Source organism: Palleniella intestinalis (assembly GCF_013166595.1).
GTDB lineage: Bacteria > Bacteroidota > Bacteroidia > Bacteroidales > Bacteroidaceae > Prevotella > Prevotella intestinalis.
Window position 1 is genome coordinate 47,297 of record NZ_JABKKG010000005.1, and the last position, 13,413, is coordinate 60,709.

General features: G+C 47.3%; 7 protein-coding genes. All 7 read right to left on the bottom strand.

The window, feature by feature from the left end; all coding sequences use genetic code 11:
• Positions 1–13 precede the first annotated feature (13 nt).
• A complete protein-coding gene (locus HPS57_RS08275) occupies positions 14–1,744 on the bottom strand; it encodes a thrombospondin type 3 repeat-containing protein (protein WP_172182049.1) in 1,731 nt (576 codons plus the stop codon).
• A gap of 150 nt (positions 1,745–1,894) precedes the next feature.
• A complete protein-coding gene (locus HPS57_RS08280) occupies positions 1,895–3,334 on the bottom strand; it encodes a glycoside hydrolase family 28 protein (protein ID WP_253946513.1) in 1,440 nt (479 codons plus the stop codon).
• Between the two features lie 523 nt (positions 3,335–3,857).
• Positions 3,858–4,892, bottom strand: a complete 1,035-nt coding sequence (locus HPS57_RS08285; protein ID WP_172182051.1) for a hypothetical protein — start codon at positions 4,890–4,892, stop codon at positions 3,858–3,860.
• A gap of 368 nt (positions 4,893–5,260) precedes the next feature.
• Complete coding sequence (locus tag HPS57_RS08290) at positions 5,261–7,546, bottom strand: RagB/SusD family nutrient uptake outer membrane protein (protein ID WP_172182053.1); 2,286 nt, start codon at positions 7,544–7,546, stop codon at positions 5,261–5,263.
• 13 nt (positions 7,547–7,559) lie between these two features.
• Positions 7,560–10,904 (bottom strand): SusC/RagA family TonB-linked outer membrane protein, encoded by a 3,345-nt coding sequence (locus HPS57_RS08295; protein ID WP_172182055.1) that lies wholly within the window; start codon positions 10,902–10,904, stop codon positions 7,560–7,562.
• A 52-nt stretch (positions 10,905–10,956) separates the two neighbouring features.
• Positions 10,957–12,399: a DUF4992 family lipoprotein gene (locus tag HPS57_RS08300; RefSeq protein WP_172182057.1), complete on the bottom strand. Its 1,443-nt coding sequence runs from the start codon at positions 12,397–12,399 to the stop codon at positions 10,957–10,959.
• Between the two features lie 81 nt (positions 12,400–12,480).
• Positions 12,481–13,359 carry a sugar phosphate isomerase/epimerase family protein gene (locus tag HPS57_RS08305; protein WP_172182059.1) on the bottom strand — a complete coding sequence of 293 codons (879 nt, stop codon included), beginning with the start codon at positions 13,357–13,359 and terminating at the stop codon, positions 12,481–12,483.
• Positions 13,360–13,413 lie beyond the last annotated feature (54 nt).

Below are 13,413 nucleotides of genomic sequence, written 5' to 3' on the forward strand. Positions count from 1 at the left end.
GCCTGATTCTTTCTTAATCCAATGAACCCTTGGCAGCAAGAGTGTCATAGTTGTTTGAAAGATCACGCCAGTCAACCTTGACGCGAGGGTCGATACCGTTGATGTACTTCTCGATGTTTGTATAGCCATCGCCGTTGCAATCCTTCTGTGCGTCAGTAGGGTCGTTAGGGTTCAGACCATACTTAATCTCCCATGCGTCAGGCATACCGTCACCGTCAGAGTCGACACGTGGAGTGCCGTGGTACTCAGGATAGCCGCCCATCTGGCGTGGGTCTGTGATTATGCCGTCCTTGTATGAGTCCTTTGGCAGACGACGGTACTTGAATGAACCGTCAGGAGCCTTTGATTTCTCATGCAGACCGCTTGTGTCTCCGTAAGGATTGTCCTTCGGGAGTTTCTTCACATAGTAAGCCTTGCCTGTGCGAACCTCCTCGATGATGCGCTGATCGACGATGTCACGTGTAGGGATTGTAGCACCGGCATTGTCAAGGACGAAATCATAAGCCTTCTGTGCGCCCATAATCTGTACGTAAGGCATTGCGAATGGCACGTCAGCCTTCATCTGCTCAGTGTAGCCTTTTGTATCATGCTGTGACTCCACCTGTATGCCACCGTCCCAATTGTCCTTTGTGACACGCTCGTTGCCTTCCATGATGTTGCCGGTAGCATAGACACGTCCGTACTGCTTGTAGTCAAGTTTTGAGCGTCCGGACTCCGGCTTCAGGAAGCGATGACCTACAGGGCTGTCTTTCGGAGTGAGAGGTCCCGGCTTGTAATAGTTGTTGATAAAGTTGTACATAGCCTGATAGTCGCCACCGTCAGCTGTACGGTGAACCCAGTTATAGACTACGTTGTTGACAAAGTTGAATATGCCGTTCCAGCCCACAGAAGGGTTTCTGCCACTGTTGCTTGCCCAAAGGTTACGCATGAAGCAGCAGTTCTCACCGCCGAGAGTAGAGCCGAAAGCGTGGTTATAGGTGTCAAGAGCCTTTGCAGAGATAGAGTTCTGGATTGTCACATTGACAGTTCCTCGCTTATCCGCCTTATAGTCTGCACCAGGATGCCACATGTGACGATAGAATGAAATGTTCTCATCAAGTCCCCATTCTGCGGAGATATGGTCAAGCATGATATTGCCTACAGGGTTGCCGCCGAAAGAGTCCTCACGGTGATGGGCGTAGGTCTCACCGCGGCGGAAGCGCATGTGGCGGATGACAACGTCATGAGTGTCGACACCGAAGGTCTGACCTGCCACGCAGACACCGTCACCCGGAGCTGTCTGACCTGCAATAGTGATGTAAGGAGCCTGTACAATCAATGGGCTTTCCAGACGGATAATGCCTGATACATTGAACACAACGATACGCGCACCACCTGCCTCGCAAGCCTCACGCAGTGTGCCGGGACCTGAATCGGCAAGGGATGTCACGACATAGACCTTGCCGCCACGGCCGCCGAAGCTGTACATACCGCCGCCTTCAGCACCCGGGAACGCCGGAATCTTTGCCTGTGGAAGGTCTGTCGGACGTCCTGCCCATGGCACATAAGGACGGCCCTCCGCATGTTCTTTCTTTACAATAGGCTCACACTTTGCCCAAACTTCGGCCTGATGCTTTGCCCATGCCTGTTCCATTGAGTCAATCTTCGCTTTCGCAACTTTGTTGAGCTGAGGATACTGCGCTGCAGCAGGAGCGGCAGCCAGTGTGAAAGGTAAAAAGATTAATGCTTTCTTTAATAAGCTCATAATGATTTGTTTATTTAGTTAGAGTTGTTATTTCTCACTTGGTCTATATTGCCAGTTACGACAGTCTTGTCAATATTGTCCTGACGGTTCTGTCAGCACCGTCAATCCTGACACTACTGTCTGCACTGACAAAACTGTCGGAATATTTCTTTACTTCACCTCTATCACAAACGTTCCGACATCCTGAAGCGTGACTTTCTTGCACGCCGGAGAGGAGACATTCTTGAAAGTGACATTCTCGACAGGCGATTCCGGCAGACCGATGGCTTTCACAAAGTCTGTGCAGTGCTCCACGGTAAGGCCGTCGAAATGGATGTTACGGAAATAAGGGGTCAACTTCGGATTGTTGTCCTTGTTGAAACGCTCAGCAAGTTTGCCCACATAAGTGGCAGAACCGAGCATGTCCCAATATATGGCACGTGTCTTAGGATGCACCATGCGGACATTCTCGAACCACAGATTCTCACCGCCTCCGCCACGCGGACGACGTGTCTTGAAATAAATTCCGTACTTAGGATTCTCTATTGTCACATCGTACATGTACACGTTCCTTATTCCTGCGGCAGTCTCCGAGCCAACGGTCAGACCGCCTGCCCCGCGCTTTGCGGTGCAGTGGCGTATGACAACATTCTCCGTAGGGCGTGCCTTAAGCAGTCCGTCCATGCCTCGTCCTGCCTTCAGCGTGAAGCAGTCGTCACCGCAATCGAGGGTGGTGTACTCGATGAGGGCGTTCCGTGACGAGTCGATGTCTATGCCGTCGGTGCGCGCAATGCCGGCACTGCTGACCGTGACGCCACGGATGATGATGTTCTCGCAATAAACCGGCACAATGTTCCAGAAGATGCTGCCTTCCAAAGTCACTCCCTCGAGGAGGACATTCCTGGAGTTCATCGGACCGAAGAACACCGGTAGGCAGAGCGTACCGAGATGACGCTCGCCGGCACTCGTCTGCATTGTCTTCGGGCTACGTGCCTCAAAACCGTAGCGCTCCGTAGGGATAGTGCCGTCGAAGACACGCTCCTTCAACGGCATGGCCTGCACAGCCTCTGGAATTCCTGCCATCGTAAGCTTCAGCAACTCACAGTCACGTGACGGCGCAACGAGCTTTCCCTTGCCGACAACGGCAATATTCTCCGCTCCGTCAGCATAAATCATTGCTCCCGGACCGTAGATGTCCACGCCCTCATTGCGGCATGGGACAACCGGAAGGTAGTCCTTCACATCGCCAGAGAAGCACAATTCCGCGCCCTCGTCCACCTGAAGGCAGATATTGCTCTTGAGGATAATCCTGCCGGTATGCCATTTTCCCTTAGGCACAACGACAGTTCCACCGCCCTTCTTCGCCAGTTTGTCAATGGCAGCCTGTATGTTTTGCCCTTTCTTGATGACAACCTTGCGTGCCGGGAACACAGGGCGCTGCAGCTGCGGCATGTCGAAAGGTGCCTTTATAGGTTCAATCTCTGCAGGACACTGTGCGGAAGCCAACGACGCAAAAAGCATGAGAACACTTACAATTACGGTACGCAAGCCATAATTGCCATACGACACGCCGAAACCTGCGTGTGAAAGCCCGAGAAAAGAAAAATGCATTGTCAGTTGTTTGATGTTATGCCTGCAAAGTTACTAACTTTTTTCGACACTGGCAAATATTTCTTATTCTAAAATTATGACAATGGCATTTCGTAACACATTCGTAACATTTCATTCCCATTTTGACACAAATCAAAACTGTACTTGTAACTACTAAAAGTCAGAGGATGGCAGGTGACATAATGAAAAGTTACTTTTTACATCATAAAAGGTAACACATTAGTTGGCAAAAGGTAACACTTCATCATACAAAGTGTTACCTTTCGCCAAACATAAAATATTTTAACGTTTGTTATTATTTCAATTTACGAAAACGCAGGCATTTCTGACATTTCGAAAGAAAATCACTTTTGTTAGTTGCATATTGTTTTATCGCTCGAAGAAAGAAAATGAAACAAAAGAACATGTCCGCCACCAATCTCACAACCGGGCAACAAAAAAGAGGGCAAGCCTTTTACAGCCTGTCCTCTTGGAGCTTATTCATAAGCGCATCACACAGTGCGCCATGCTTATCAAAGAATGATTACTTAACGCGCTGGCCTGCGATGTTGAAGTCACCAATCATAATCTGACCGTTCTTCACAACTTTCTTAGGAGCAACCTTAGCAGCCTCTGCATTCTCAACATTCTCAATGCCTGTGCCTGTACCACGGAACTCGAAACCGAAGATACCAATCTGGCTCTTAGAGCTGAATACATAGTACTTCTTGCCAGCCTTAACATCGAATGTCAAAAGTCCGAAGAACGCACGGTTTGTATCCTTATCTTCTCCAAAATCAATGCAATAGTCCTCGTTAAGTGCGAACTCTTTGAAACCACCTACAGATTCACCGGCCTCGTTCTTCTCATAAGTATTGTTCTGACGGAAGCCCTTCAGCTTGATGTTTCCATAAGGAAGAAGTTCTGCTGTCTCATCTACCACATAGAAAGTTCTTTGATTGAGATTCTTGTTTGCCCACAGACCCATTGTCAGGACACCGTCCTTTGCAGGAGTGAACTCATAGTAGCAACCCTTTACAGGGAGCTTGCCACAACCAGGAGTCCAATAGTTGTCAGCCACACGATGAACATTGCCACCCGATTCGCTCTTCTCATAGAAATCATAATAGCCAATGCTTGGGTTACCGTTCTTTGGAGCAACATATTTTGTGAACGCAGCGACACCGCCTTCTATAGCCATAGACTCATTTCCACCATTACCTTTATTCTGCCATGCTTCTTCAGGTTTTGCATCAGCATTGGGAGTGGAAACAGCCTTCAGTTTCATGTTCGCTGTAGAAGCCTCCCAAACATATTCATTCAGAACAATAGTAGAGCCACCTGTAATTGCACTGAAATCACCGGTTGTATTTGCATTTTCCCATGTACCAACCGGGAAAACAGTCTCTGACTCAGGAACTCCAATAAGATTCTGATTGTTGTTCTGTGTAGGGTTTGCGATAGAATTTGTAATCTGGTCACAAACAACATCGCCATTCATGACAGAGAAGGTCTCAGTCTGCGCGTTAGCACTCATTGCACATAATGCAATGGAAACAAGAGTAAAAATTTTCTTCATAATTTTTCGTTTAGGTTTGGTTAGTAAATAATTCGTCCGCAAAGATAGTAATAATTACAATCATTTACATTGCCATACGGACATATTTACTTATTTTTAACTTATAAGCAGTTATTAAATGTCATTCATGAAACATTAGCAACATCGCTTAAAGAAAGAGCTACGCTCAAAGAATCCGCAGAAATATTGGGTCAGCAGAAATTCAGTGTGGATATGCACTTGTGATGTCTGTCCAACCATTGTTACGGATAAGCAAACAGTTTCCTACATAAGATAGGCAAAAAGAAGAGACGACCGGAATCTCTTCGACAAAAAAACTGTCATTGAGATTTCCAATCGTCTCCGCTTATAATGTTATGTTATGGCGTTTACTCTGCCAATGGATCGAATGTGCCGTTTGCGCCACCATTGAGGTTATCCTCCCAACCGATGGTCTGCTGAACATAGTCGAAATCAGTCTTGTTGTTGTTCTGAGCAGAAGAACCCAAGCCGAGGAAGTAGTAGTGAGGACGGAACTTCATTGAGTACTCATTGTGTGTTGCCTGATCCCAGCCGTCACCCTTACGCAGTCTGCGTACAAGGTAATTGTTGTAGAACTCAGCAAGCTTTGTGAGCTGATTCTCAAAGTCAGTACCACTCTTGCGCAGGTCAAGAACGTAGTCAGCACGCTCGATGTTCTGTGCAATGAGATGCTTCAACAGTGGATCAGGGTTGTTAGGGTCTTTCAGAGGAGTCTCGTCCGGATTCTTCAGCCAGTTCACACCACCAAGACCATTGTTGATGTCGTTCTTCACACGGAAGAAGAGGTTCTCACGACGCTGACCGTTGAGAGGAGTGAAGCCAAGCCATGTGCAGGTGTTGCCACCATATGTTGCTCCAACTTTCCAATGTTCAGGAGCGCCCTGAACCTGAGAGAAGTTTGCGCCACCGTCCCAAAGGAGCCAACGGCGGACATCGTCGAAGCGCTTGCCCTCGTAAGCGAGTTCTATCTGACGCTCATAGAGTATTGCAGCCATACACTTAGCCTTGTCACTCTCAAGGTCTGCAGGCAGACCATAATTGTCTGTTGAGGTATAGCCGACACGACCGCGGATAAGTTTGAGCTGTTCAACAGCCTCTGTCAAGTTGTTGGTCATACAAGCTGCCTCGGCAAGGTTGAGAAGAACTTCTGCATAACGGATTTCCATCCATGTGTTGGCAGACTGTTCGAAACCTGTCTCCTGAGAGTACTTGTAGCGTGCACCTTCCTTGCTCACATCCTTGTCGTCAGAACGCTTACGGACATAGATGCCCTTTGCGCCTGAGCCAAGGTTGTCAGAACCGTAGGCACTGCCGTTCTCGCCATAATCATCATCACGAGCTTCTTCCTTCTCGTACCATACGTAGTTCCAAAGAACATAGGAGTCACCCTTGTAAGGGTTGTTGAGAGCGGAAGTGTTAGGGTCGCCATCAAACGCCCAACGCACGCCAGGGAACGCGAAGGTACGGTAGAAGCGTGGATCACGGTTAAGGAACGGAGCATTCGGGTCATAAGTTTCCGCACTTGCATCCAACTTGGTGTATGCTGTGCAAGAAGCCGGACGCTTGCCGTCCTTCATAGGGAAGAGGTCAACCATTGTCGCAGAAGCGTTGAGACCGGAACCGAGTGCATTGCCCGGACGGATAAGGTCTTCCCAAGAATTGTTGAAGTGGTAGTCAGGAGTACTGCCCTTCAGGATGTCATTGTACAATGTAACGAGGATGCCTTCCTTGTTTGCCTTTCCCGTACGTGAGAACATTGATGCCCAGTTTGATGCATTCACGCCAGGATCACCCTGATACTGAAGTTCATTGCCGCAAGACTTGATAACAGGGATAGAAGCCTTGATACAGTCATAAGCATCCTTCCAGCGCTTCTCGTCACCACTGCGGTTGAAGAGTGGACTTGCGTACATCAGGAGGACACGTCCCTTAAGAGCAAGGGCTGCACCTGAGGTAACACGACCGTAATCGTCAGACTTTGCCCATCCACCGTTTGTAGTGTATGGTGCAAGATACTCGTTAGCTTTGTCAAGCTCACTGCAGATGAAGTCAATACAATCCTTTGTTGATGAGCGCTGAGTGAACGATGCTGCTTCAGGAACCTGCTTTGTGGTTACGATAGGCACACCACCGTACCATTTCACCAACATATAGTAGCACCATGCTCTCCAGAAATGAGCCTGGCCAAGAAGCTCGCGCTTCTGGCTTTCAGGCAAGGTGCTGTTCTCTATACCTCCGATACAGTCATTGACGTTACGGATACGTCCGTAAGCCATGGTACGGATGTTGTTGGTATTCTTGAAACCGAAGTCAGGAACCTCGTTAGGAGTATGTGAAGTGTACTCAATCTGGTCGTTCACAAAGCCGCCCAATCCGGTAAACTCCTCTGTACACTTTGTCAGATCGTCAGCACGTCCTGTGCTTGGGAACTGCCAGTTGGCATCAGAGTTAACGTCAGGCTGACAATATTTATAGATGTCATTGAGACGTCCTTGTGCTCCGGAATAATAGTTATAGCAATCCTCTGTTGTCTGGTCGTAGGATTTCATTTCTTTCAGGAAATCATCACTACAAGAAGAGAATGCAAGGCCGGCAAGGAGTGCCGCACCCATATATTTTATATTTGCTTTCATTGGTAGTCGTTATTTAGAATGATACATTGACACCGATAGTCCACTTGCGGAGAGTTGGGTATGAGTTCCAACCGCCCATCATTGGGTCTATGAAGTTGTCTGGATATGGGTTATAGAAGCTCAGGAGGTTCTGACCTGTCACATTGAGGCGGACGCTGCTGATACCGATAGGCTTAAGCCACTCAGAAGGGAGCTTGTAGGCCAAAGTCAGACGGTTGAGTGCAACGCGTGTGCCACTGATACGCCAGAAAGAAGAACGCTTGCTGTTGATGCTGTGTGCAAGGTTAGGGAACTTTGCATCACGGTTCTCTGCAACAACGAGGTTGCCGCTTGCGTCGTAAACATCCTGATAAGAATACATATCATCCGGATTCCAGAATGAAGGCATGTTGGAATGCTGGTAGATTGAGTTGAATGACAGCATTGAAGAATCAATGAAGCTGTATCCACCCCAAGATGCTGAAAGCTGAGCAGTCAGAGAGAATGCCTTGTACTCACAGCCGAGGTTTGTTGTGAATCCATAAGGGTTAGAACGGTTGTTCAGGCGAACGAGGTCGAATGTCTCATCGACACTGCCGTCAGGACCTGTATAGTTGCCGTTGGCATCCTTACCACCACGCACGTCCTTATAGATGAGCATACCCGGATAGACCTCATTCTTTGGCTTGCCGAAATAGCGGCACTGGTCAACAGGTGTACCGGAATCCTCACTCAGCTTTGCGAAGTACTCCTCGATGTCCTGGAAGCTGCGGAACATGCCGATGCACTGCAGACCCCAAGCGCCCATGTCGGAACGATGACCCTCATAAACAGACATGTACTGTGTGTCACCTGTAACCCACTCCTGAAGCACAATCTTGTCATCAGAATAACCTGTGTTCACACCGATACGATACTTGAAATCCTTACCGATTTTGTCTTTCCAGGTAGCAGAAAGCTCGACACCCCAACGGTTGCTCTTACCCCAGTTGACATCAGCAGACTGAGTACCTACGGTTACAGGAACACTCTGTGTGAACGACATCAGTTTTTCTCTATCCCACTGATAGTAATATTCCAAACCGATAGAGAGACGGTTGTTAAGGAAGTTAGCGTCAACACCGAAGTTGAACTTGTAAGACTTATCCCAGTGAACATCAGGGTTCACTGCTGAGTTGTTCTTGTTCAGACCAATATGTGAACCGGCATTGATAGAGTTGCCCTCACCGAAGATTGCACCCTTATCCTTGTCAGTACCATAAGTCTGGAGCCACTGCCAAAAAGTTGTGTTGTCACGACCTGTAAGACCGAAAGAGACACGTGCCTTCAAATAGTCAATCCATGTTACATTCTTCTGGAACCAATCTTCCTGGGAGATTACCCAACCGGCACTTGCTGAAGGGAAATATCCCCAATAGTTGTCCGGATGGAACTTTGTAGAAGAGTCGGAACGGAAGAGGAACTCGAAGAGATACTTGTCAGCATAAGCATAGTTCACGCGTCCGATGTAAGACAAAGAACCAGCCTCACTACGGTAAGAGTTTGTGGTAGGGATACTTCCCTCGCCTACTGAGTTGAACTCACCAGTACCGAACTCATAAGGCTTTGTAACCATACCGTCAACATACTCAGACTCTGCCTCTGACTTCTCGATTGAGAAGAGTGCACCTACATGGTGCTTGCCGAAATCACGTGCATAGTTGATGCTGAAGCCCAACTGGTAGTTGTCTGTACGGTTCATGGAACGACGGAGATAACCGCCTTCCTGACCGTTGCTGATTGGAGTGCCATTATTGGCGAGAAGGAAGTTGTTTTCTGCCATAAGGATGTCCCATTCTGCCTCCTGTCCTGCGATTGGAGTGTAGAGGTGTTCACCTGAACCAGAGCGGATGACCATCTTGTAGAGATCATAAGAAGAGCCACGCTCGTTGCCTTTGCTTTGGTTGATGCTCTTAGAGTAGCTCAAACGTGCTGTCAAACCCTTCAAAGGCTTGTAGATTTCAGCGAAGTCAACATTAAGGTTTGCACCTATGCTGATATTGTTGCTATTGCTGTTGCTGTAGTCAGGACCATTCTGGAGAACATCGTAGTTATAGTGCTCATTCTGGTTCTTCACACTGTTAGAAAGACCATAAGCAGCAATCGGTCTGCCATTAACATCCTCAGGAATATAGCGTGGACGGAAGAGAAGAGCCTGGTAGTCACGCTCTGCACCTGAACCACCGACCTTCACCAAAGGCTTGTTCTTCTTGCCATAGTCACCGGAAACAGAGAGACCTGCCTTCAGCCACTTTGTGACCTTAGCGTCAACACCTGCACGGAAATTCCAGCGGTCATAGTCAAGTTTGCCGAGGTTACCGTCCTGCTTGAAATAAGAAACAGATGCATAGTAGTTAGCGCGCTCTGTAGCACCGCTCATGTTGAGGGCGTGCTTCTGTGTGAACGCAGCCTTCCAGTACTTGTCAAGGAGATCATAGTCAAGAGACTTCATTGCCTCAAGCTCGTCTGCCTGGAAAATGTCACGCATATTGTCAATGGTCTTAAGCGGATTAGCTGTCACGGCAGCATTCACAAGGCGACCATAATTGTATGAATCAAGCATCTTAGGCATAGCGACAGCGTCTGTCACACCAAAAGTTCCGCTATAAGAGATTGAAGGTGCACCAATCTTGCCTTTCTTTGTAGTCACGAGGATAACACCGTTAGCGGCACGCGCACCGTACACGGCAGCAGCAGCGTCCTTAAGGACAGAGATAGACTCAATCACTGAAGGGTCAAGGTTGTTGAAGGCTGTAGCACCAAGGTTTTCAGATGATGTACCAACCTTCACATCGTTTGGATAAACGTATCCGTCGATAACGTAGAGAGGCTCGCCACCATTGCCACGAATGGAGATAGAGGCATTCTCACCAGGACGGCTGTCACCACCACTTACAGAGACACCGTTAACAAGACCGGAAAGTGTGGAAGCAAGGTTACCTGATGAAAGGTCTGTTATTTCCTCCACAGGGATTGTTGCCACGGCACCTGTCAAGTGTGCACGCTTGCGAGAGCCATAACCCACGACAACGACCTCATTGAGGTTTGTGTCAGATGGCTTCAACTTCACTGTCACACCGGCCTTTACTTCAACAGTCTCATAACCAATGTATGAGATCTTCACCTTTGTATTGGCAGGAGCATTAAGGACATACTTGCCCTCAAGGTCAGTAATTGTTCCTGTGCCTTTCTGATTTGCTATAACCACAGAGGCACCAATGACAGGTTCTCCGTTTTCATCAAGAACCGTACCTGTCACTTGATTCTGTGCCAACGCCGGTACAGAGACAAACAGCGCTATCATAAGCCACAGAATGCTGACTAATTTATTAGGTTTCATAAATTATGTTTTTTTGCTTTTATATTTAATTGTTGTATTCGGACTCCACTCATTATTCGGCTGGCAACCAACGTGGGTCACCGGTTCTCTTGCTGATTTGTCCGGCACCGCCTACTGTGAAAATACCATTCGCTGGATCTTTGAATGCAGGGTCATCAACAATTGCAGTTCCACTGTTGTCACAACCATCTCCTGTATTATTTGCACTAACCTCTACACCATTGTAGAAATAGGTATTGTTAAAATATTCACAAGTAGGGTTCTTTGATTGCTGTTCAACAAGACCTGGAATAAACTTGTTTGTACCACAGTCCACAATAATAGAGTTTGTTACATAATATTCATTGAAATTCTGTCCTTTCTGACTCTGATTACTAAATTTCTTATTCTTGGAAACATTATACAGTGTACAGTTCTTTATAGACATTATCTGCTTCTCTTTACCTTCAGGAGAAATATCTTTCGGACGACCACCATACTGTGAGAAGAAATAATCATTTTTTGTACCACTTTCCCATATAGTAGAATTAGATATTACATAGTTTGTAGCATAACCGGCGCTATTGAAATTAATGATAGCATCACCATTTGTTGTCTTGTTCAACTTTACAACACAGTCATCAACAAGGAAATTACGTACAACATAATATTTTTTATTACTTGTTATAAGGCTTGTTGCAAGGTCTGTTATTCTACATGAGCGAAGTGATATAGGGTCTTCTATGAAATAAGCACCTTTTGTACCAACAAGGTCTTTTATTGCATCATCAGGTTCCGTAGACAACTGAATAAGAGACTTGTTTGCATTAGTGCAGTTGATATCCAAATATTTCAACCCCATACCTCTTGCCGTAATAAATCCAGCGTCTCCCTCTATAGTTATCTTTGCAAAATCAACTTTGCTTGTAGTACGAAGGGTGACAAGATGATTAGAGAAATTTACAGGTGCATTCAATGTGTACTCTCCATTTGGCTCAAGGTCATAGTAAAGCATTTCACCAACCTTGTCGGCTGGAATAGGATTGTTCGCAAACCACTCTGCGATGTCTGTGCCTGCAGGTATTGTCGCAAATGACTCTGCAAAAGAATTGAATGCCTTTACCGATGCCGTCTCAGCATCTTTATTGTTATACTTTGCGTTGCCCAATGTAAGAATACTCAATCTATAATTCTTATCTTCCTCACGCTTTACTGAGAAGGAACAGCCATCTATGATACTGTCGTTAACAAGAACTACTGGATTTTCAGACATTGTTACATCCTCAACTCTGACCTTGTATCCAGCAGCACCGTGTATAACTGGCCATGATACAATTGTCATTGCTCCGTCCGGAGAGGATACAATGTTTACCTCATCCATATTTGGCGAGAGCATTTGAGTGTTCGTGACGGAAGATGCGAACGTTTCCTCATCAAACCCGTCCTGAGCACACGATACGAAGAGAAGACTTGCTGATAGGACCGATAGTCCTAAGAGTTTCATTTTCTTTTTCATAGGTTTTTGTTTGTTAGATTATGAATTTATTGTTATTGATTAATCTGTTATTCGGGAATACTCTCCCGGTCTCCCGTCACGCTACTTGCGCGTATTGGCGATCACCTCCTTTATATACGCCACATTGTCGCCGTAGTTGCCGCGGACATTGCGGACATCCTTGGCATTGCGGGAGCGTTCAACTGTGAGCCAGCCACGGTAGCCGATCTTGTTCAGTACTGTCACTATTTCAGGAAGATTCACTTCCGGGTCATGGCGCAGTGTCACGCTGTCGGTGTTTGAGACATGAATCTGTGCGATGCGCTCCTTTCCAAGCTGCTTCAGTTCCTTGGCAATGTCCCAGCCGTTGTCGCAGGCATCCTGCACATTGTAGTAGATCTTCACGCCCTTGCTGTCCACCTTCTTGAGCATCCTGACGCCGAACTTGGCAGGCATTGCCGTGCGCACGCCGATTACAAGCCCTCGCCTGGCAGCCATCTCGCCAACCTCATGGAGACGCTTGCAGAGAGTCTCGTAAGCCTCGCCCTTTCCAGTTTGCCATTCCCTCCCTGAGCCTCCGAGCGGCAGGAATGCCGTCTTCGCGCCGAAAAGCTCCATTGTGTTCAGGCAGTCCTCTATGAGAGCCTTGTAGTTATCCCTTTTGAGGAAGCTCTGCGCGAAGAACCCGGACATCGCAAAGGATGATACCCTGATACCCAGGGAATCCGCAGTTCCTTTGAACTTCGCGACATCGGAAGGGTCGGTACGGAACCTGTTCTCGAACAGCACCCGTTTCCCGAGCGGTCCCATATCCATCTCAAGGCCGTCGGCATGAATGTCCTTTGACAGTGTTATTGCCCCCAGCTTCTGGCGTTTGAGCATCATCCAGTCACAGCAGCTCACCCCCTCGATCTGTGCGGATGATGGAAGGAAATGTAGCGACATGAGGCACAGCGCCAATATACGTGTTTTAAGTTTCATCAGTCTGTATGATTTGTCTAAGTTTTTTTTGAAAGGTCTTCACGCAGATTGCGC